15 protein-coding genes, 3 tRNA genes and 1 pseudogene are annotated in these 20,933 nt (G+C 74.9%); 12 read left to right on the top strand and 7 right to left on the bottom strand.

Going from position 1 to position 20,933, the window contains the following annotated elements; all coding sequences use genetic code 11:
• Positions 1–54: 54 nt before the first annotated feature.
• Positions 55–1,716: a long-chain fatty acid--CoA ligase gene (locus ABEB06_RS18700; protein WP_345698006.1), complete on the top strand. Its 1,662-nt coding sequence runs from the start codon at positions 55–57 to the stop codon at positions 1,714–1,716.
• A gap of 104 nt (positions 1,717–1,820) precedes the next feature.
• Positions 1,821–2,387: a DUF4396 domain-containing protein gene (locus ABEB06_RS18695; RefSeq protein WP_345698005.1), complete on the top strand. Its 567-nt coding sequence runs from the start codon at positions 1,821–1,823 to the stop codon at positions 2,385–2,387.
• 112 nt (positions 2,388–2,499) lie between these two features.
• Here ABEB06_RS18695 and ABEB06_RS18690 read toward each other — a convergent pair whose 3' ends face one another.
• Positions 2,500–3,126 carry a PepSY domain-containing protein gene (locus tag ABEB06_RS18690; RefSeq protein WP_345698004.1) on the bottom strand — a complete coding sequence of 209 codons (627 nt, stop codon included), beginning with the start codon at positions 3,124–3,126 and terminating at the stop codon, positions 2,500–2,502.
• Positions 3,127–3,350: 224 nt separating this feature from the next.
• On the opposite strand from ABEB06_RS18690, the gene ABEB06_RS18685 reads away from it, so the two are divergent.
• Both ABEB06_RS18685 and ABEB06_RS18680 read left to right on the top strand, forming a co-directional pair.
• Positions 3,351–4,028, top strand: a complete 678-nt coding sequence (locus tag ABEB06_RS18685; protein ID WP_345698003.1) for a response regulator transcription factor — start codon at positions 3,351–3,353, stop codon at positions 4,026–4,028.
• Positions 4,021–5,532: a sensor histidine kinase gene (locus ABEB06_RS18680; protein ID WP_345698002.1), complete on the top strand. Its 1,512-nt coding sequence runs from the start codon at positions 4,021–4,023 to the stop codon at positions 5,530–5,532. Before ABEB06_RS18685 ends, ABEB06_RS18680 begins: the two co-directional genes overlap by 8 nt.
• Before the next feature lie 7 nt (positions 5,533–5,539).
• On the opposite strand, the gene ABEB06_RS18675 is transcribed toward ABEB06_RS18680, so the two are convergent.
• The gene (locus ABEB06_RS18675; RefSeq protein WP_345698001.1) at positions 5,540–8,932 is read right to left on the bottom strand and encodes a hybrid sensor histidine kinase/response regulator; all 3,393 of its coding nucleotides are present in this window, start codon (positions 8,930–8,932) and stop codon (positions 5,540–5,542) included.
• 171 nt (positions 8,933–9,103) lie between these two features.
• Here ABEB06_RS18675 and ABEB06_RS18670 point away from each other — a divergent pair.
• The 3 genes from ABEB06_RS18670 (at position 9,104) to ABEB06_RS18660 (ending at position 9,521) form a co-directional block, all read left to right on the top strand.
• A tRNA-Ser gene (locus tag ABEB06_RS18670) sits at positions 9,104–9,194 on the top strand.
• Positions 9,195–9,336: 142 nt separating this feature from the next.
• A tRNA-Arg gene (locus tag ABEB06_RS18665) sits at positions 9,337–9,412 on the top strand.
• A gap of 33 nt (positions 9,413–9,445) precedes the next feature.
• Positions 9,446–9,521, top strand: a tRNA-Arg gene (locus tag ABEB06_RS18660).
• Positions 9,522–9,560: 39 nt separating this feature from the next.
• Here the strand turns inward: ABEB06_RS18660 and ABEB06_RS18655 are convergent.
• Both ABEB06_RS18655 and ABEB06_RS18650 read right to left on the bottom strand, forming a co-directional pair.
• Positions 9,561–10,763 (bottom strand): globin domain-containing protein, encoded by a 1,203-nt coding sequence (locus tag ABEB06_RS18655; protein WP_345698000.1) that lies wholly within the window; start codon positions 10,761–10,763, stop codon positions 9,561–9,563.
• 10 nt (positions 10,764–10,773) lie between these two features.
• Positions 10,774–11,199, bottom strand: a complete 426-nt coding sequence (locus tag ABEB06_RS18650) for a globin family protein (RefSeq protein ID WP_345697999.1) — start codon at positions 11,197–11,199, stop codon at positions 10,774–10,776.
• 293 nt (positions 11,200–11,492) lie between these two features.
• Here ABEB06_RS18650 and ABEB06_RS18645 point away from each other — a divergent pair, with 293 nt between their 5' ends.
• The 5 genes from ABEB06_RS18645 to ABEB06_RS18625 all read left to right on the top strand — a co-directional run bounded on the left by ABEB06_RS18645 (position 11,493) and on the right by ABEB06_RS18625 (position 18,427).
• Complete coding sequence (locus ABEB06_RS18645) at positions 11,493–14,804, top strand: Ig-like domain-containing protein (RefSeq protein WP_345697998.1); 3,312 nt, start codon at positions 11,493–11,495, stop codon at positions 14,802–14,804.
• 189 nt (positions 14,805–14,993) lie between these two features.
• Positions 14,994–16,286 (top strand): SPFH domain-containing protein, encoded by a 1,293-nt coding sequence (locus tag ABEB06_RS18640; RefSeq protein WP_345697997.1) that lies wholly within the window; start codon positions 14,994–14,996, stop codon positions 16,284–16,286.
• Positions 16,283–17,047 carry a C40 family peptidase gene (locus ABEB06_RS18635; protein WP_345697996.1) on the top strand — a complete coding sequence of 255 codons (765 nt, stop codon included), beginning with the start codon at positions 16,283–16,285 and terminating at the stop codon, positions 17,045–17,047. The genes ABEB06_RS18640 and ABEB06_RS18635 overlap by 4 nt, the downstream gene beginning before the upstream one ends.
• A gap of 172 nt (positions 17,048–17,219) precedes the next feature.
• Positions 17,220–17,420, top strand: a complete 201-nt coding sequence (locus tag ABEB06_RS18630; protein ID WP_345697995.1) for a hypothetical protein — start codon at positions 17,220–17,222, stop codon at positions 17,418–17,420.
• A gap of 92 nt (positions 17,421–17,512) precedes the next feature.
• The gene (locus ABEB06_RS18625; RefSeq protein ID WP_345697994.1) at positions 17,513–18,427 is read left to right on the top strand and encodes a tyrosine-protein phosphatase; all 915 of its coding nucleotides are present in this window, start codon (positions 17,513–17,515) and stop codon (positions 18,425–18,427) included.
• Between the two features lie 18 nt (positions 18,428–18,445).
• On the opposite strand, the gene ABEB06_RS18620 is transcribed toward ABEB06_RS18625, so the two are convergent.
• The 3 genes and pseudogenes from ABEB06_RS18620 to ABEB06_RS18610 form a co-directional block, all read right to left on the bottom strand.
• Positions 18,446–18,829 carry a hypothetical protein gene (locus ABEB06_RS18620; protein WP_345697993.1) on the bottom strand — a complete coding sequence of 128 codons (384 nt, stop codon included), beginning with the start codon at positions 18,827–18,829 and terminating at the stop codon, positions 18,446–18,448.
• 124 nt (positions 18,830–18,953) lie between these two features.
• Complete coding sequence (locus tag ABEB06_RS18615; protein ID WP_345697992.1) at positions 18,954–19,856, bottom strand: RNA polymerase sigma factor SigF; 903 nt, start codon at positions 19,854–19,856, stop codon at positions 18,954–18,956.
• A gap of 244 nt (positions 19,857–20,100) precedes the next feature.
• Positions 20,101–20,661: pseudogene (locus ABEB06_RS18610) on the bottom strand (SigB/SigF/SigG family RNA polymerase sigma factor); the annotation flags it as partial.
• Between the last annotated feature and the right edge of the window lie 272 nt (positions 20,662–20,933).

Raw genomic sequence — 20,933 nt, 5'->3', positions numbered from 1 at the left:
AACCCCCGGCTACTAGCGGGTAGTCGAGTGTCGTCCGGTCAAGGAGGACCCCGCGTGTACAGCACGATGCAGGACGTTCCGCTCACCGTCGCCCGGATCCTGGTGCACGGGTCCACCATCCACGGCGGCTCCACCGTCACCACCTGGGACGGTGCCGGTCCGGTGGTCCGCAGCTTCGCCGAGGTCGGCGCGCGGGCGGGACGGCTGGCGCACGCGCTGCGGGACGAGCTGGGCGTCCGCGAGGGCACCGTGGTCGCGACCCTGATGTGGAACAACACCGAGCACCAGGAGGCGTACCTCGCCGTCCCCTCCATGGGCGCCGTGCTGCACACCCTGAACCTGCGGCTGCCCGCCCACCAGCTGGCGTACATCATCGACCACGCCGCCGACCACGTGATCATCGTCAACGGCAGCGTGCTGCCGCTGCTGGCCGGCGTCCTGCCGCAGCTGAACGACACCCTCAAGCACATCGTGGTCTCCGGCGCGTACGACCCGGCGCTGCTGGCCGGCTTCGCCGGCACCGTGCACGAGTACGAGGCGCTGATCGCCGACCGCCCCGACGACTACCCGTGGCGCACCGACCTGGACGAGCGGACCGCCGCCGCCCTCTGCTACACCTCCGGCACCACCGGCGACCCCAAGGGCGTGGTCTACAGCCATCGCTCCGTCTACCTGCACTGCCTGCAGGTCAACGCCGCCGACATGTTCGGCCTGACCGCCCAGGACACCGCGCTGCCGGTGGTCCCGATGTTCCACGTGAACGCCTGGGGCATCCCGCACGCCGCCTTCATGTCCGGCGCCAACCTGCTGATGCCCGACCGCTTCCTGCAGCCCGAGCCGCTCGCCGAGATGATCGCCGCGGTGAAGCCGACCGTCAGCGCCGCCGTCCCGACCATCTGGAACGGCCTGCTGGACGAGCTGGACGGCGGCGACTACGACGTCTCCTCGCTGCGCATGGTCGTGATCGGCGGCTCCGCCTGCCCGCCCGCCCTGATGAAGGGCTTCGAGGAGCGTCACGGCATCCGCGTGGTGCACGCCTGGGGCATGACCGAGACCTCGCCGCTCGGCTCCTTCGCCACCCCGCCCGGTGGCCTCACCCCCGAGCAGGAGTGGCCGTACCGGGTCACCCAGGGCCGGTTCCCCGCCTCGGTCGAGGCCCGGCTGATCGGCCCGGCCGGCGAGCGGATGCCGCACGACGGCGAGGCCGCCGGCGAGCTGGAGGTCCGCGGCCCGTGGATCGCCGGCGCGTACTTCGGCGGCGCGGGCAACGACCCCGAGCGCCCCGACGACAAGTTCAGCGAGGACGGCTGGCTGCGCACCGGCGACGTCGGCACCATCACCCCGGACGGCTTCCTCACCCTCACCGACCGGGCCAAGGACGTGATCAAGTCCGGCGGTGAGTGGATCTCCTCGGTCGAGCTGGAGAACCAGCTGATGGCCCACCCCGAGGTCGCCGAGGCCGCGGTCGTCGCCGTCCCGGACGAGAAGTGGGGCGAGCGCCCGCTGGCCACCGTGGTGCTGCGGCCCGGTGCCACGGCCGGCCTCCCCGAGCTGCGGGCCTTCCTGGCCGGGCGGATCGCGTCCTGGCAGCTGCCCGAGCGCTGGGCGATCGTGGAGGCGGTGCCGAAGACCTCGGTCGGCAAGTTCGACAAGAAGGTGATCCGCGCCGAGTACGCCGCCGACCAGCTGGACGTCACCGTCCTCGGCAAGGAGTAACCCGGCCCGGAGAAGATTCCTGTCAGGCTGCGGAATACCCCCAGGGGGTATGTCGTTGTGGCAGTCGTACGCAACACGCAGCCTGACGAGGACGGGGGCCGGCCATGAACCACGGAGACCACGCAGCGCACGCCCAGCACGAGCACGCCCAGCACCAGCAAACCCAGCACGAGCACGCCCAGCACGAGCACCACCAGCACCACGATCACCAGCACCACGCGCACCACGGCGGCGGCGGGAGCAGCTGGCGGACCGCCGCGCAGGCCACCCTGCACTGCCTCACCGGCTGCGCCGTCGGCGAGGTCCTCGGCCTGGTCATCGGCACCGCGTTCGGCCTGCACAACGGCACCACCATCGTGCTCTCGGTCCTGCTCGCCTTCGTCTTCGGCTACGCGCTCACCATGCGCGGCGTCCTCCGCGCCGGCCTGACCTTCGGCCAGGCGGTGAAGGTCGCGCTGGCCGCCGACACCGTGTCGATCGTGGTCATGGAGGTCATCGACAACACCGCGATGGTCGCCGTCCCCGGCGCGATGGACGCGGGCCTCGGCGACCTGCTGTTCTGGGGGTCGCTCGCCGGTTCGCTGGTGCTCGCCTTCCTGGTCACCGTGCCGGTCAACCGCTGGCTGATCGGCCGCGGCAAGGGCCACGCCGTGGTCCACGCCTACCACTGACCCACCGTCGGAACGGCGACGCGGGGCGGCCCGCCGGGAGATCCCCTCTCCCCGGCGGGCCGCCCCGCGTCCGTCCGCCCCCGTTGCCGGTCCCCGGCCGGTTCCGCTCCGCTCAGTGGCCGTCGGCCACCGTGTTGCCGGTGACCGAGCCGTCGGTGCCGTCCACCGTCACCAGGTGCCGCACCCCGTCCGAACCGAGCACCTCCACCAGCCAGGAGCTGCCCCCGCCCTCCCGGCCGACCACCGTCAGCCCGGCGGCCTTGCCGCCCGGCACCGCGGCGACCGCCTTGGCCAGCGCCTGGTCAGCCGCGACCGACGGCAGCGGGGCGGGCGCGAGCTTCCCGCCGCCTTGCGCCGTCCCCCGGCCCTCCACGACGAACCCGGGCAGGCCCGGCACCACCGGTACGGCCGGGCCGTCCCCGTCCACCCGGTAGCCCCCGGGGCCGCCCTTCAGCGCCCGGACCTCACCGTTCGGCCCCCGGAACACCCCACCCGGCAGCGGCGGGAACGGCTTCCCCTCCGCCTCGAACGCCCGCACCCGCATCCCGTCGTGGTGAGCGGCGACCACCACCGTCGTCCCCGCCAGCGCCCCCAGCATCACGGCCGCGGCTGCACCCGCCGTCCACCGCGCCCACCGGCGCCGCGGCAGCCACACGAACCCCCGCCGCCCGGACGGCTTCGCCGCCACCGGCTCCTCCCCGGCGGTCTCCACCGGCTCCGGCCCGTTCGCTTCCGACATCACACGCTCCTCGTACCGCCGGGACCCCTGCCCGGCAGGCCGTCAGCATGCCGCCACCCTCCTGAAGCCAACCTGAAGACACCGCGCGGCCTCCGTGCGGCCTCGGCGCGGCCTCCGCGCGTCCGCATGCGCGAGCGGTCCCGTCGGCGCCGGGTCGGCCGAGGCTGAAGGTCCGCTGAAGGCGTTTAGGCCGAACGAACACCCCTGCTGTCACCCTGTACGCCATGCGCGTACTGGTGGTGGAGGACGAACGGCGGCTCGCCGCCGCGCTGCAGCGCGGACTTCGCGCCGAGGGCTTCGCCGTCGACCTCGCCCACGACGGCGAGGAAGGACTGTGGCTGGCCACCGAGCACGGTTACGACGCGATCGTGCTCGACCTGATGCTGCCCCGGCTGAACGGCTACCGGGTGTGCGCCCGGCTGCGGGCCGCGGGCGACGAGACGCCGATCCTGATGCTCACGGCGAAGGACGGCGAGTACGACGAGGCGGAGGCGCTGGACACGGGCGCCGACGACTTCCTCTCCAAGCCGTTCTCGTACGTGGTGCTGGTGGCCCGGCTGCGCGCCCTGGTGCGCCGGACCGGCCGCCGCCTGCCGCAGACGCTCGCCTTCGGCGACCTCGCGGTCGACCCCGCCCGCCGCACCTGCACCCGCGCCGGCGCGGAGATCCGCCTCACCGCCCGGGAGTTCGCCGTGCTGGAGTGCCTGGCGCGGGCGGGCGGCGGGGTGGTGTCGAAGCGGGAGATCCTGGAGAGCGTCTGGGACTCCGCCTTCGACGGCGACCCGAACATCGTGGAGGTGCACGTCAGCGCCCTCCGCCGGAAGATCGACACCCCGTACGGCCGCGCCACCGTGGGCACCGTACGCGGCGCCGGCTACCGCCTGGCGGTGGACGGTGGCTGACCGCCTCCCACCCCGCTCGCCCCTCGTCCCCCGAGCGCCCCGCCCCGTCGACGCGCTGCGCCGCCGCGCTGCCCGCCTGGTCCCGCGCTCGGTCCGCGCCCGGGCGACCCTCGCCGCGACCACCACCGTCGCCCTCGCCCTCGGCGCGGCGTCCGTCGCCCTGATGGCGATGCTGCACTCCTACCTGCTCAGCCGGGCGGACGACGCCGCCACCCAGCAGGCCATGGGCATCGCCAAGATGGCGGCGGCGGGCCGGCTCCCGCCCGTGCTCCCGGTGCGGGGTACGGACTTCGTCAAGGTCGTCGACGAGAACGGCGCGGTCGTGGCGTTCAGCCAGGGCCTGCTCGGGCCGCCGAGGGAGGACGTCCGGGCGGTCGAGGGCTGGGACGCTCCGGTCCGGCCGCAGCCGCCGCAGCCCCCGGACGCGCCGGTGCCGGTGGACGGCGAGTACCGCCAGCGCGTCGTCCAGGCCACCATGGTCGGCCCGGTCGGCCGGTACACGGTCTACGCGGCGACCTCGCTGCGCGACATCGACGCCGCGTTCCGGGCCACCGCGCTGTCGCTCGCGGTCGGGGTGCCGCTGCTGCTGCTCACGGTCGCGCTGGTGACGTGGCGGGTGGCGGGGCGGGCGCTGCAGCCGGTCGAGGCGATCCGGGCCGAGTTCGCCGAGATCACCGAGCACGACCTGCACCGCCGGGTGCCGGTGCCGCACACGGACGACGAGGTCGCCCGGCTCGCCGCGACGGTCAACGCCACCCTGGACCGGCTGGAGGATGCGGGCACCCGCCAGCGCCGCTTCATCGCCGACGCCTCGCACGAACTGCGCAGCCCGATCACCGTGCTCCGCACCCAGCTGGAGGTCGCCCTCGCCCACCCGGGGTCGGCGCCGTGGCCGGAGCTGGTCCGGGAGGTCCTGGAGGACACCGTCCGGCTCCAGGACCTGGCCGCCGACCTCCTGCTGCTGGCCCGCCTGGACGCCGCCGAACCGGTCGCCACCGAGCCGCTCGACCTGGCCCGGCTCTGCGAGGACACCCTCGCCGTCCGCGGCCCCGAACGCGTTCCGGTCGCCGCGGACCTGGCGCCGGGGACCACCGTGCGGGGCAACCGCACCCGGCTCGCCCGCCTGCTCACCAACCTGCTGGACAACGCCCAGCGCTACGCCGGCCGCCGGATCGAGGTCCGGGTCCGGGCCGTCGGCCGCACCGCCGTCCTGGAGGTCCGCGACGACGGCCCGGGCATCCCGGCCGAGGACCGCGAGCGGGTCTTCGAACGGTTCACCCGGCTCGACGACGCGCGCAGCCGTGAACTCGGCGGCGCCGGACTGGGCCTGGCCATCGCCCGCGACCTGGCCACCCACCACGGCGGCACCCTCACCGCCGAGCCGCCCGGCGCGCCCGGCGCGCCCGGCGCGCCCGGCGCGCCCGGAGTGTCCGGTGCACGGTTCGTCCTGCGCCTGCCCCTGGCCGGGGACCCCCTGGCCGGGGACCCCCTGGCCGCGGGCTGACCGGCGGTCAGCCCGCCTGCGGCACACCGCCCGCGACGGACATCTCGCCCATCGCGCCGATCCGGGTCAGCAGGTCGACGATCCGGGACTGCACGTCCTCGGTGGTCGAGCGCTCGGCGAGGAACAGCACCGTCTCGCCGGTCCGCAGCCGCGGCAGCTCCTGCGGGTCCAGGTCGACCGAGGTGTAGACGACCAGCGGAGTCCGGTACAGCCGGTCGTTGGCGCGCAGCCAGTCCAGCAGGCCGACCCGGCGGCGGCGGATCTGCAGCAGGTCCATCACCACCAGGTTCGGCTGGACGCTGCTCGCCCGGGCGACCGCCTCGTTCTCGTCGGCCGCGTGTTCGACGTGCATGCCGCGCCGTTCCAGGCTGGCGATCAGCGCCGCCGCGATGTCCGGGTCGGACTCGACCAGCAGCACGCGCGCGGCGTGCTGCTCGCTGTCGCGCGGCGCGAGCGCCCGCAGCAGCACGGCCGGGTCCGCGCCGTACGCGGCGTCCCGGGTGGCCTGCCCGAGGCCGGCGGTGACCAGCACCGGCACCCGGCTGTTCAGCGCCGCGGTCCGCAGCGACTGCAGGGCGGTCCGGGTGATCGGCCCGGTCAGCGGGTCGACGAACAGCGCCGCGGGCAGGCCCGCGATCTGCGCGTCCACCTCCTCGCGGGAGCGCACGATCACCGGGCGGTAGCCGCGGTCGGTCAGCGCCTGCTTGGTCGACGGGTCGGGCTCGGGCCACACCAGCAGCCGGCGCGGGGTGCCGTCGACGCTCGGGACCATGGCCTGCGCCTCGATCTCCGGCTGCGACTCCTTGGCGGCGGCCAGCTCGGCCATCGGCCGCGGCGGCGTCCGCAGCTCGGCCGAGGCCGATCCCGAGGCCGGTCCCGGGGCCTGGGCCGTCCCGTTCGCCGTACCGTTCAGCGCACCGTTCGCGCCGGCGGCCCCGTTCACCTCGGCGGGCGCGAGTTCGGGCCGCGCCGCCTCCGCCCCCGGGAAGGTCGTCGCGAAGCCGCCGCCCATCGGACGCGGCGGCGCCAGCTCGCCGAGCCCGCTGCTCACCGGGCGCGGCTGCGCCGGCTCCGCCGCGGGACCGGGCCGCCCGGCCAGTTCCAGGGCGCCCGAGACCGGTGCCAGGCCGGTGCCCGGAACGCCCGGCCCGGCCTGAGCGGCCTGCGCGGCCACCCGGTCGGTCCCGTCGACCGCCTCCTGGTCGCCCGGCTGTCCGCCCGGCAGCTCGCCGGCGGCCGGGGCGGGCCGATCGGCCGTCGGCGGCAGGGCCGGTACGGCGGGCAGGACGGTGGTCGCCGCCTCGGAGGCGTCGGCGTGGTCGGTCGGCAGCGCGAGGCGCCGGCGGCGGCCGGTCGGCTGGACCGCGGGGGTCGCCGCCGCGGTGGCCGGCGGGCCGGCGGGCAGCGCGTGCTCCAGGCCCGGGTACACCGGCGTGCCGGGGTCCGGGATGCCCGGAAGCGACAGCGCGCCGTGCGACTCCTCGCCCGCGGAGGCCTTGCGCCGGCGCCGCGAGGCCCGGCCGGCGTCGGCAGCCGGCTGCGACTCGGCGGGCGCACCATCCGTACCGGGCCCGGAGCCTGTCCCGACCGCGGCGTCGGCGGCCGGAGCGGCTGCCTGCCCGCCAGCCGGGACCTGCGCGGAAGCGTCGTCGGCCCGGCCCGGGCCGAGCGCGATCGGCCCGCGCGGCGCGCCGTCGGCACCGGCGGCCGGGCCGGAGGCCGCCGCGGCTGCGCCGTTCCGGTCGTCCTCCGGTGTTCCGGCCGCGGCCGGCCGGCCGCCTGCGCGGGCGCCGTCCGCCGCGCCGTCGGGCGCCGGGGCGACCTCCGGCAGGTCCGGCAGCATCGCGGTGTCGGTGTCCTTGGGGACGTGCCGCGCCTCGGGGCCGGACGCGGCCGCGTCCGGGTCCAGCGGCAGCTCGACCACGTACGTCGTGCCGGCCCGGTTGGGCAGCTCGTGGCGCTGGAGCACGCCGCCGTGCCGCTGGACGGCCGAGCGCGCGATCGGCAGGTGGACGGCGCTGGCCTTGCGGGCCGGGCCGCGGACCTCGATCCGCGCCACCGTGCCGCGCTGGGCGGCGGCGAGCACCACCATCGGCACGTCCCCGCCGGACGGCGGCAGCGCCGGAACGCCGAGCGAGGGCGCGCCGCCGCCGGCCTCCAGCGAGGGCGTCACCCCGCTGACGTCGGCGACCAGGTGGGCGAGTGCCCGGGCGAGGCGTTCGCGGTCGGCGGCGACCTCGACGGCGGCGGCGTGCACCGAGTAGCGGACCCGGCCGGGCCCGACCAGCTCGCCGGCCTGCTCGACCGCGAGCTGGACGACCGCGTCCAGGCCGACCGGTTCGAGCTCCAGGGCGTTCTTGCCGCCGTCCGCCCCGGCCTCGAAGCGCTGGTGGTCCAGGACGCCCTCGATCAGCCGCTCGAACCGCCGGCACTCGTCGGCGAGCCGGCGCAGCGTCCAGTTGGCCTCCGGCCACAGCTGCCCGGCCGGGTCGCCGGCCAGCGCGTCGATCCGCCGGTGCAGGGCGCCGAGCGCGTCGCCGAGCTCCTGCTCCAGGACGGCGGTCAGATGCTCGTTGCGGGCGTTGAGGGAGAGTTCGCGGGTCTTGTCGGTGAAGGTCATCACCGCGCCGACCAGCTGGTCGCCGTCGCGGACCGGGGCGGTGGTCAGGTCGACGGTCACCGGGGAGCCGTCCTTGCGCCACAGCACGGTGTTCTTCACCCGGTGCTTGCGGCCGGACATCAGGGTGTCGAGCAGCGCCGAGCCCTCCAGGGCGAGCGGGCTGCCGTCCGGCTGGGAGTGCTGGATCAGCGGGTGCAGCTCGCGGCCGCCCAGCTCGCTGGCCCGGTAGTCGAGGATGTGCGCGGCGGCCGGGTTGACCAGCACCACGCGGCCGTCGAGGTCGACGCCGAGCACGCCCTCGGCGGCGGCCCGCAGGATCATCTCGGTCTGCTTGTGCTGCCGGCGCAGCTCCGCCTCGACGCCGAGCCGGGTGGTCAGGTCGCGGACCAGGAGCAGCAGGAGGTCCCGGTCGGTGGTGGCGTACGAGAGGAACCCGTGCGCCTCGCCGGTGCCGTCGTCGGTGAAGTCGTTGCCGGAGACCTCGACGGTGAAGGTGGTGCCGTCGGTCCGGCGGGCGGTCATCCGGACGGGTCGGTCCAGGCTCTCGGTCTCGCTCGCCGGTGGCCGCATCGAGCCGGGGATCCGGCTCGGGTCGAACTCGGGAAGCAGGTCCAGCACGCCCATCCCGACCAGGGAGGTGCCGGGCGCCTGAAGGCTCTGCACGGCGGCCTGGTTGGCGTCCACCACGGTGCCGTTGCTGTTCACCAGCAACAGCGGGTCGGGCAGTGCGTCGAGTATCGCGGCGAGGCGAGCAGCGCCTCGGGTCGGCCTGCTGCTCACGTCGACAGGTCTCCTCACGGCTCTCCGGAGGCTGAAGTATCTCATTCTTCTTTGCGTCGTGGAGGACCCGCCCAGTATCGTTGTCCGTGGTTGGTGCCAGGGCCTCAGGCTGTGGCATCATCGCAGTCGCGCGGAGTGCGCCGGTGAAGCTGCCGGGGCGGTCCGAGTGAGGGAGGCGTCGCCTAGTCCGGTCTATGGCGCCGCACTGCTAATGCGGTTTGGGTCTTAAAGCCCATCGAGGGTTCAAATCCCTCCGCCTCCGCCTCGTGGAAGCCCCGGTGATCATGGATCCCGGGGCTTCGACGCTTGCCCGGGTCCGAGCGGATCAATCCGATTTCGTCCCAGGTCGAGGGTCATGTAATGTTGTCCCCGCACCGCCCCGGAGGCCCAGGCCGACAGGGCGAGCGCTCATAGCTCAACGGATAGAGCACTTGACTACGGATCAAGAGGTTGCAGGTTCGAATCCTGCTGAGCGCACCACCTCCCCGCTCGCGGCCCGTCAGGGTCGTCCGAGCGCTCATAGCTCAACGGATAGAGCACTTGACTACGGATCAAGAGGTTGCAGGTTCGAATCCTGCTGAGCGCACCAGCCGAAGGCCCCGGACGTCGTCCGGGGCCTTCGTCGTTCTCACCCGCCCAGTTCGGTGCGGTTGATCCACGGGATGTCGCGCTGGTCGAGGAACCACTCGGCGGGGGTGAGCGGGCGGCTGCGGTTGAAGGTGTCGGCGACCGGGTCGTGCCGGAGCAGTTCGGGGTCGGCGCCCTGGCCGAGGAGTTGCCGGGCGATCTCGGGGGCGAGGTCCGGCGGTCCGCTGAGGTGGATGTCGTGGCCGGCGCAGTCGCCGTAGCGGCGCAGGCCCTCGCGGAGCAGTTCGGTGGCTTCGGGCCGGGTGCCGCCGTCGGCGGGGGCGGCGAGCGCGACCCGCAGCCAGGTGTGCCGGACGACCAGCTCCTCGACGGCGGGCAGGTCGTACTGGTCGGCGTCGGAGCGGGCGGCCAGGAAGACGCTGGCGGGCCGTCCGCCGTCCAGGGCGAGCTGTTCGATCAGGGACTTGACCTGGGCCCAGCCGGTGCCGCCGGCGACGGCGAGCAACGGCCGGTCGGAGTGCGGGTCGAGGACGGCGTCGCCGAGCGGCGGGCCGAGCCGCAGCCGCTCGCCCGGCATGACGTCGTTCACCAGGGCGGTGGAGAGCAGTCCGCCGGGCACCCGCCGGACGTGCAGTTCCAGCGTCCCGTCGGGGCGGGGGGCGCAGGCGATCGAGTACGGGCGCCAGACCCGGGGTTGGCGCGGCGAGCCGGCGGTCAGGTACTGGCCGGCGGTGAAGGGGTACGGCCGGTCGGGGGCCAGGGTGAGCACGGCGATGTCGGGGGCGGCGCGTCGGCGGTCCACCACCTCGGCCTCCCACCAGGCGGGGGTCCCGGCCGGGACGGCGGCCGCGGCGTCGATCATCGCCTGGGAGATCACCGTGTACGCCTCGGTCCACGCCTTCTCGATCTCGGGCGTCCAGGCGTGGCCGGAGAAGTGCTTGAGCGCGGCGATCAGGCTGGCCCCGACGGCGGGGAAGTGCTCGGGCGCGGCCTGGAACTTGCGGTGGTCGCGCCCGAGCGCAGCCAGGTAGCCGGTCAGCTTCTCCGGCTCCTCCAGCCGCAGCACCAGTTGGGTGAGGGCGGCGAAGAGCCGGTCGCGCTGTTCGGCGAGGCGGTCCGGGAAGAGCTCCTGGACGCCGGGGTTGTGGGTGAACAGGTGGGCGTAGAAGAACTTGGTCAGCTGGTCGGCGCGGCGCTCGACGACGGCGAAGCTGGCGCGGATGACCGCGGGGTCGAAGGGCACCGCGGCGGCCTCAGGCGGATCCGGTGGCGAGCTCGGCGGTCAGCGCCCGGCCCATCACGTCGGTGACCACGCCGTAGACGGCGGTCCAGGACTCCTCGGTCTCGGGCGTCCAGGCGTCCCCGGCGAAGTGCGCGAGGGTGGCGAGCAGGCTCCCGCCGACGGCCGGGAAGTGCGCGGGCAGCGCGCCGTAGCCCGCATGCCGGCGACCGAGGCCCTCCAGGACGCCGACCAGCGTCTCGGTGTCCTCCAGGTGGGTGACCAGGGCGCCGATGGCCGCCCAGAGCCGGTCCTGCTGCTCGTCCAGGTGCTCGGCGAAGAGCGGACGGACCGCCGGGTGGTGCTCGAACAGGTGACGGTAGAAGTGGGCCGTCACCTCGCTGCCGTGCGCCTCGATCGCGGCATAGCTGCTCTTGATGAGAACGGGATTAATCGTCACGGGCGTCGACTCTACTGATAAGCGGGCCAATTCGAACAGATCAGGTTGATGAATGGTCAAGCACTGGTCAGTAACGTTCCGTTGAGTAGCGCTTCCGATGCCGCGACCTCCACACCTCCGACCTGTTCCTGCGCTGCGCGCGGGGGACGACCAATCGGGTGGTACTCGGGCGAAAGGACAGGTGTCGCAGTATGACGGACTCTCGATCGTGATTCCCTTTTGTCAGATGTACCGACGTGTCAGATCCCACACCGGGCATGCGACTTGGCGGACGACACCGAGAGGAGAGCCGGATGCGCGCAGTCACCCGGAGCGCGGCGGTGTTTCTCGCCACCGGACTCCTGGCCGGCCTGAATTCGACCCCTGCCGCGGCGCAGCAGTCACCCGACTCCTGGAACGGTGACCGGCGTGCCGTGCTGCCCTCCGGATTCGCCATCCAGCTGGATTTCTCCCCCCTCCCCGGCGTGAAGGCCACCGCGGCTCCCGGAAAGCTCGCGGACCGCGTCGGCGGCGCCGCCGTCTACACCGACGGCATGCGCGCGGGCGATCCCGCCGAGACCTTCCAGGCCGCCGAGCAGCGGCCCGTCGCCGACGGCTCCTGGCGCACCCTGGGCACCCTCCAGCTGACCTTCTCCCGGCCCGTTCGCAACCCCCGACTGCACCTCAGCGGCCTGGCCGGCCTCGCCACCGGCAGGACCGGCACCACCGGCACCGCCACCCGGCTGACCGTCGCCGGCGGCTCGCCCGGCGCCCCCACCCTGGTCGGCCGCACTCCCTGGACCGGCTGGACGGTCGCCCCCGGCGAGCTCGCCCCGGCCGGCGACGGCAGCACCGACGGCGACCGGGACGGCAACGGCACCCTCGAACTCGGCGGCACCGTCGCCACCGTGACGTTCCGGGTCGAACAGCGCTCCACCGCCCGGGCCGGCTCTACCACGCCGCCCGCGACGCTGCGCCAGGCCTACACCGTGACCCTCGACGAGGGACTCGGCACCGCCCCCGCGGGGTACGGCAACGCCTCGCACGTCATTTCCGACCTCTTCCTCGGCCAGGACGCCGCGGCCGGCGCCGCCCGCTCCCGTCCCGGACTCGCGCAGACCGTCCAGCGGCCCCTGCTGCCCGGGCCGAACGCCCCCGCGCCGCCGCCCTACGACCCCGGACCGGCCGTCCAGCTCGACGGTGGCGCCGGCCGCCGCAGCCAGTGGGCCAACCCCGCGCCGCCGCAGCTCCAGCCCGGCCGCGGCGAGTACCAGGGCGCCGACCCGACCCTGAAGTTCCCCGCCGAGGCGGCCGTCGGCCGCTACTACCGGCTGGACGTCCCGGTCAGCGCCGGCGCCGGGCCCGCCACCCTGGCCGGCTGGATCGACTTCGACCACAACGGCCGCTTCGATCCGCTGGAGCGGGTGCAGGCCGAGGTCCAGCCCGGCGCGACGACCGCCGCCCTGGAGTGGAACGTCCAGAAGGGCGCGGCCGGCGGCGAGACCTGGGCGCGGCTCCGGATCGCCCGCAGCGGCGCCCAACTCGTCGGCTCCGGCGGATTCGCCGACTCCGGCCAGGTGCTCGACCAGAAGATCAACATCGCCGTCGCCACCGCACAGCCGGAGATCTCCGGACCCGTCAGCGGCACCGTCACCGCCGACCCGCGCCCCACCTTCCACGGCGAGGGCGCGGTGGCCGGCGCCACCGTCGCCATCACCGAGGGCGACACCACCTTGTGCACCGCCCGTGCCGGGTCCGACGGCACCTGGTCCTGCCGCCCCGAACGGCCGCTCGCCGAGGGCCGGCACACGCTCGTCGCGGTGGAGACCACCAAGGGCGGCATGGTGCTGCGCGGCGAACCGGTCCGACTGACCGTCAAGACCACCCCGCCGACCGCCCCGCAGCTCACCCTGCCCGAGTTCACCAACGACCCCGGCCTGCTGGTCACCGGCCTCGGCGAACCCGGCTCCACCGTCTCCGTGGCGGTCACCCCCCTCGGCGGCCGCCCCGGCACCGGCGGCGAGCTGTGCAGCACCGCCGTCGGCAGCGACGGCAGCTGGTCCTGCCTCCCGGTCGAGAACCTCCCCGACGGGCGCCACCAGCTCCAGCCCGTCGCCGTGGACGCCGCCGGCAACCGCACCGACGGCAAGCCCGCCGCACTGACCGTCGACACCGTCGCTCCCGACCGGCCCGCCCTGACCGGCCCCGCCGGTGGCGAGACCGTCCGCACCGCGCGGCCCCGGCTCACCGGCCGGGCCGAACCCGGCACCACGGTCACCGTCACCGTCCGGGCCACCGGCAGCGAACGCGCCACCCTGTGCAGCGGCGTCGCGACGGCCGACGGGACGTGGGCGTGCACCGCCGTCCGCGACCTGACGGACGGTGAGCAGACCCTGCTCGCCACCGCCACCGACCGCGCGGGCAACGGCACGGCGGGGGAGCCCGTCACCGTCCACGTCTCCCTCCCGGCCGTTTCGCCGGTCTCGCCCCCGGCGTCGCCCTCGCCGTCCGTGGCGCCCTCGCCGAGCGCGAGTGCGAGCGTCCCGGCGTCGCCGTCCGCTTCCGCTTCCGTTTCCGGTTCGGCCTCGGCCTCCGCATCTGCCTCGGCGTCCGGTCCGGCCGCGGTGTCCGGCTCCCCGTCGGCCTCGGTGCCCGCCTCCGGTTCACCGTCCGCGTCCGCTTCCCCGTCTGCTTCTGCTGCGGCCGGCGGCTCGACCGGGCCGTCCCCGAGCACCTCGCCCTCGGACGGCCCGGACCTCACCGTCCCGCTCCCGCCCGGGCTGCTCCCGATCGTGGTGCCGCCGGTGCTGCTGCCGTTCCTGCCCCCGGTGTCCGTCCCGGTCGGCTCCACCTCGGCCGTGCCGTCCCCGGGGACGTCCGCCTCCGCGGCGCCGTCCCCGAGCGGCTCCGGTGCCGCGGCGGCCTCCGGTTCGGCCGTACCGAGCGCGTCCGCGGCCTCCGGTTCGGCCGTACCGAGCGCATCCGCGGCCTCCGGCCCGGCCGTACCGAGCGCGTCCGCGGCCTCCGGTTCGGCCGTACCGAGCGCATCCGCGGCCTCCGGCCCGGCCGCACCGAGCGCCCCCGCCGTGGCGCCGCCCACCTCCGCGTCGCCCGCCGCCCCGCCGGTCGGCTCGCCGGTCCCGGGCCTGCCGTCCGCCCCGGCCCCGCAGGGGGCGTCGCCGAGCGGCGGCCCGGCAGCTGACCCGCTCGCCGCAGCGGCCTCCAAGACCCCTGCCGCCGCGTCCGCGTCCGCTTCCACGCCGGCGTCCCCGACCGTGACGGCCTCCGCCGCTGTCTCGGCGTCCGCCTCCGCGGTGGCGTCCGGTCCGCCCTCCCCGTCCGGTGCCGGCTCCTCCCCGGCGGCCGGGGCGCCGCCGGGCGCGCGGGGGCCCGGTGTCGGCCGCCCGGCGGACGGTGAGGGCGCCGACGCGGTCGCCGACACCGAGGCGGCGGCCAGGAGCGCCGGTACGCCCGCCGCTCCGCCGCCCGGCCCGATGACGACGACGCGGAACTCGTCGCCGACCGGCTGGCGGGGCCTCGCGTGCGGCGTCCTGCTGATCCTGGCCGCGCTGGGTCTGGTGACACGCCGGGTGTTCAGTCGCGGAAGCGGCTCCCGGCGACGCTGACGGTCCGTCGGATCCCACCCGTTCCCGCAGGTCGGAGCGGGTGGGATCGCCCGGCACCGGGCCGTCCCGACCGACACGCCGTCAGGCGAAATGTCGCATTTGATGACTTATCAACCTAGCCTGAGTCTGGCACTGCCCGTCAGATCCGGGCCGCCCGTTGCGCGACACACCGACCCCGAGGATCCGTGCATGGACGTCACCCGCGATTCTTCGCCGCGACCCAACTCCTGGCCCCCCGCCGTACCGGGCGCCCCGGTCGGTGCGACCCAGCTGACCAAAGCGGTCGCGCGCGCCGTGGCCAAGCCGCTGATCAAACCGCTCCCGCCGCCCGAGGACGAGCTGGAGGCCACCCAGGTCCTCACCGAGCCGATCGGCGCGGACCATCTCGGCGGCGACCACTTCGGCGGCGACCACTTCGGCGCGGGCCGGCACGGCGCTGCGCCGGTGGCCCGCCCCGCCGCGGTGCCCGCCGAGCACCCCACCGCCGCCGACTCGCCGGCCACCCGCCGCCCGCCGCGCGCGGACCAGTCGATCCGGGAGTACCGGGCGTTCGCGCTGCCGGGCTGGATCCCCCTGCTGGTGATCCTGCTCGGGGTGTCCGGCGTGGTCCTGGTGCTGGCCTGGACCGGCCTGATCCCGCAGCTGGACGCCCTGCCCGACGTCCGCAGCGACGCCGCGCGGGCGAGCGGCCGGCCCGAGGTCACCGACCTGGCGATCGGCGTCGTCACGGGCGCCTGCCTGCTGGTGCTGCTCGCCCTCGCCGGGCTGCTCTCCAACCCGGGCGGCCAGACCCGGCTGCTCACCCGCTGGGGCCGCTACCGCGGCACCGTCCGCCGGACGGGCCTGCTCTGGGTCAACCCGCTGGTGCGCCGCCGCCGGGTGGACGTCCGGCTGCGCCACTGGCGCAGCGACCCGGTCCACGTCACCGACCGGGCGGGCACCCCGCTGGTGGTCCGGCTGCTGATCGTCTGGCGGGTCAAGGACACCGCCCGGGCCACCCTCGGCATCGCCGAGCACGAGACGTACCTGCGCGAGCAGACCCAGGCGGTGCTGACCCGCACCTCGTCCGCCCTGCCCTGCGACTCGAACTCGGCACCCGGCCCGGCCCTGCGCGACGGCCAGTGGTTCGCCGACGAGCTCACCCGCGCCCTGGCGGCCGAGACCGCCCCGGCCGGCATCGAGGTCTACTCGGTCCAGCCGCTGGCCCTGGACTACGCCCCGGAGGTCGCCGAGTCGATGCGCCGCCGCCGGCTCGCCGATCTGGACGCGGGCCTGCGCACGGTCCTGGTCGACGACGCGGTCGAGGCGGCCGCGCTCGCCGTCCGCCGCCTGGAACGGGCCACCGCCCACGAGTTGGACGAGGCCGCCCGCAGCTCGCTGATGGAGCAGCTGCTGGTCGCCTTCGTCACCCCGGCCGGGGTCACCGCCTCGGTGCCCGCGCCGGCCGCCCGTACGGTGCGCAAGGAAGGAAAGCCCGCGTGACCACGACGACCGGAGCGATAGCCGACGCCTCCGCGCTGCCCGGCTTCGACGAGACGTTCACCCAGGACTGCCGCTGCCGCCACTGCTCGTCGGTGCCGGCGCGCGGGGCCGAGAGCGGCGGGCGGCCCGGCGGCCGAATACACCGGGCCGTCCGCTCCACCTGCCTCGCCACCACCGTGCTGGCCGGCGCCGGCGTGCTGGGCCTCGGCCTCGGTGCCGGTACCGCGGAGGCGGTGCCCGCCCCCGCCAAGCCGGGCTGGGACGGCTCGGTGTACTGGTTCAGGAACGCCGCGGGCGAGTGGCGGTACACCAAGTACCTCAGCACCTACCGGGCCCGCACCGGCTCCGCCGGTTCCGCTGACTCCGCCGGGCAGGCCCAGCCCCAGTCGCCCTCCCGCGCGGGATACGAGGCCGCGGTCTCCTACGCGCTCGCCCAGGTCGGCAAGCCGTACCTGTGGGGCGGCAACGGCCCGAACGGCTTCGACTGCTCCGGCCTGGTCCAGCAGGCGTACCGCCGGGCCGGCGTCGCGACCCCCCGGGTCGCCGACGACCAGTACCGGGCCACCACCCCGATCGACGCGAGCCGGCTGCGCCGCGGCGACCTGGTCTTCTGGTCGGGCAACGGACGGGTCTCCGGCATCCACCACGTCGCGATCTACCTCGGCGACGGCACGTACGTGGAGGCTCCCCGCCCCGGCAAGAACGTCCGGGTCTCCCGCCTCACCAGCGGTTACTACCCGGACTTCTTCGGCCGCCCCTGACCCGTCCCCGACCGGCCCGCGACCCCGGCCGCGAACCCCCGCGCGCCTCCGTCCACAGCCTGTGGACGGAGGCGCGCGGACGTCGCACGAGGTGAGAACCCCGTGCAGAACGTCAATCGGCGGGGGTACCGGACTGTCGTGGGAGCTGCCGGGTTGGCTAGAGTCCCTTGCCATGGCTGACAACGACTACGACCCCGCCGGCAGCACGCAGATGTTCCGGGCGTTCGTCGACGAGGCCCCGGCCCCGCAGGCCCCGGGCACCGTCAACACCTACGGCAGCACCTCCTCCTCCAGCCGCACCCCGCTGATCGCGATCTCCGCCGTCCTGGCGCTGGTGGTCGTGGTCGGCGTGATCTGGCTGGCCGTCAAGTAGTTCCCGCCCCGCGCGGCAGGGTGCGCGTCAGGGCACGGACCTAGACTGGGCGGGCACCCGCCCCGATCTCGCCCGTGCCCTCTGGAGGTCCCGTGACCGCGCAGCCCGCCGAGACCGCCGTCCAGGCCCCGGAGCCGGCCCGCAGCCTGGGCCTGACCGGCGCGGTCAACGCCCGCGACCTGGGCGGCTACCGCACCGGGGACGGCCGGGTGCTGCGGCACGGCACCGCGCTGCGCGCCGACGCCCTGCACCGGCTCGGCGAGGCCGACATGGCCGCGCTCGCCGCGCACGGCCTGCGCCAGGTCGTCGACCTGCGCAGCCTGGACGAGGTCCGCGAGGCCGGTCCGGACCGGATACCGGGCCTGCCGGTGGCCGAGATCGCCGCCGCCGAGCTGTCCGGCACCGCGGTCACCGTCGAGCGGACCACCCCCGACGGCATCACCCTGCACCACCTGCCGGTCTTCGCCGCGGACTTCGATATCTACGTCGCGCTGCGTGACGCCCTGGCCGACCGGGACGCCGACAAGCAGCGCGCCCTGCTCGGCAACGGCCGGGCCGCCGGGCTGATGACCGGCCTGTACCGCTGGTTCGTCACCGACCGGCTGGCCCGCGAGCGATTCGCCACGGTAATCCGCCTGCTCGCCGAGCCGGACGGCACCCCGCTGCTCTTCCACTGCTCGGCCGGCAAGGACCGCACCGGCTGGACGGCCGCGCTGGTCCTCACCGCCCTCGGCGTCGACCGGGACACCGTGTTCGAGGACTACCTGCTGACCAACGAGCGCTCCGCCGCGATCGTCGAGCAGATCGTCGACACCTTCTACACCCGCGGTCTGATGAAGGAGCCCGAGCTGCTCCTCCCGGTCTTCCGTGCCGAGCGCGGCTACCTCGAAGCCGCCTTCGAGGAGGTCGCCGCGGGCTGGGACGACTTCGACCACTTCTGGCAGGCCGGCCTAGGCCTGGACGGGGACGTCCTCGACGGCCTGCGTGTCAACCTGCTGAACCCCTGACCCCGCCGGCCGGCGGGGTCAGCCCTGCGGGCGCTCCGGCGTGACGGCGGTGACCAGGGCGGAGACCAGGACGGTCGCTCCCAGGCAGGCGGCGGCGATCATGCCCAGGCCGACGAGGAGGATGCCGCCGTCGTCCCACCAGTCGTACCCGACGGCGGCGACCAGCCCGCCGGTGGTGCCGACCACCGCGTCCGCGACGCGCCGCCGGTACGCCGCCCAGCAGACGGCGGGCAGCAGGGTCAGCAGCAGCCCGATGACCTGCCAGGCCTCGTAGGGGCCCGTCTCGGAGCCGTCGGCGTGGACGTCGCGGAGCTGGTCCCAGCCGAGCCAGGCGGCCCAGGCGGCCATCGGCACCAGGGCGAGCAGCAGGGCTGAGACGGGGTTCAGGGGCTTCGATCGCATGCCCCGAGCATTCCGTGACGGCGGCCCTGCGGGCAGAGCGGAAGTACTCACCGTACCGGTGAGTACCCCTGCTGCCCCGCCCGCAGGGCCGCCGTCATGCAGCGGCCCGTCATGCAGCGGCCCGTCACTCCGCGATCAGGCCGTCCCGGAGCTGGGCGAGGGTCTTGGTGAGCAGCCGGGAGACGTGCATCTGGGAGATGCCGATCTCCTCGCCGATCTGGGACTGGGTGAGGTTGCCGAAGAAGCGCAGCATGATGATCCGGCGCTCGCGCGGCGGGAGCTTGGCGAGCAGCGGCTTGAGCGACTCGCGGTACTCGACGCCTTCGAGGGCGAGGTCCTCGTAGCCGAGTCGGTCGGCGAGCGGGCCGTCGCCGCCCTCGTCCTCGTTGGGGGCGGAGTCGAGCGAGCTGGCGGTGTAGGCGTTGCCGACGGCGAGGCCCTCCACCACGTCCTCCTCGCTGACGCCGAGGTAGGCGGCCAGCTCGGGGACGGTGGGGGAGCGGTCGAGCGTCTGGGAGAGGTCGTCGCCGGCCTTGGTGAGGGCCAGCCGCAGCTCTTGGAGGCGCCGCGGGACCCGGACCGACCAGCTGGTGTCGCGGAAGAAGCGCTTGATCTCGCCGACCACGGTGGGCATGGCGAAGGTCGGGAACTCCACCCCGCGGTCCGGGTCGAACCGGTCGATCGCCTTGATCAGGCCGATCGTGCCGACCTGGACGATGTCCTCCATCGGCTCGTTGCGGCTGCGGAAGCGCGCGGAGGCGTACCGGACCAGCGGCAGGTTGAGCTCGATCAGGGTGTCGCGCACGTAGGTGTGCTCGGCGCTGCCCGGCTCCAGGGCGGCGATGCGGCGGAACAGCGAGCGCGACAGCGTCCGCGTGTCCAGCGCCCGGTCGACCACCTCGATCGCGGCCTCCGCCCCGGCCGGTGCGGCCCCGGCGACTTCGACGAGCTCCACGACCCCGACCGCCTCGACGGCGGGAACGTCCTGGACGGCCCCTGCCACCGCACTGCCCAGCTCTGCGGACATGCGCCCACCCCCTCGTGACTGACTGTTCAACGGCCACCACCACACGGTGGTTCCCGGTTGACGACGTCCTCCAGGTCAATACCGGCCCGCCGAGTCCGGCAAACCCGAACATCGCGAGATGTCACACCGCGGTAACGCGGAGCGACTGCCGCGCGGCCGCGCCTCACTCCTCCCACGCGTTCCCGGTCCGCAGCCGCGTCAGGATCCGTGACAGCAGCCGGGACACGTGCATCTGGGACATCCCCAGCTCGGTGGAGATCTGCGACTGGGTGAGGTTGGCGAAGAAGCGCAGCATGATGATCCGGCGCTCCCGCTCGGGCAGCTGCACCAGCAGGTGGCGGACCATGTCGCGGTGCTCCACGTCGGCGAGCGCCGAGTCCTCGTAGCCGAGCCGGTCGAGCAGGGCGAGCCCGCCCTCGTGCTCCTGCGCGGCCTCCAGCGAGGCGGCGTTGTACGCTCGCCCGGCATCCAGGCAGGCCCGCACGTCCTCCTCGGGGATCCGCAGGTTGGCGGCGATCTCGGGCACCTTGGGGGCCCGCCCGTGGACCACGGTCAGCTCCTCCATCGCACTGCTGACCTGCACCCACAGCTCCTGCAGCCGGCGCGGCACGTGCATGGTGCGGACGTTGTCCCGGAAGTAGCGCTTGATCTCGCCGAGGATGGTCGGCAGCGCGTACGTCGGGAACTGCACGCCCCGGGTCGGGTCGAACCGGTCGATCGCGTTGATCAGCCCGATCGTGCCGACCTGGACGATGTCCTCCATCGGCTCGCTGCGGCTGCGGAAGCGGGTCGCGGCGTACCGCACCAGCGGGATGTTGATCTCGATCAGCGCGGCCCGCACCCGGGCCCGCTCGGGGGCGCCGGAGGGCAGTTCGGCCAGCCGCTCGAACAGCACCCGGGTCAGCGTCCGCACGTCCACCGAACCACGCGCACCGGCCGCGCCGGGCCGGCGGGCGGTCAGCTCCTCGGCCGACTCGTCCTTCAGCTCCTGCGCCAACCCGTCCTCCGGTGCGCTGTCCTGTGTCCGCACGGACCGTCACCCCTCCCTAGTCGAACCTGTGATCAAGAGGCCGCCGC

The organism is Kitasatospora terrestris (assembly GCF_039542905.1).
Classification (GTDB): domain Bacteria; phylum Actinomycetota; class Actinomycetes; order Streptomycetales; family Streptomycetaceae; genus Kitasatospora; species Kitasatospora terrestris.
The sequence above is the reverse complement of the archived record's forward strand: the minus strand, read 5'-3'. Positions and strand labels throughout refer to the sequence as shown.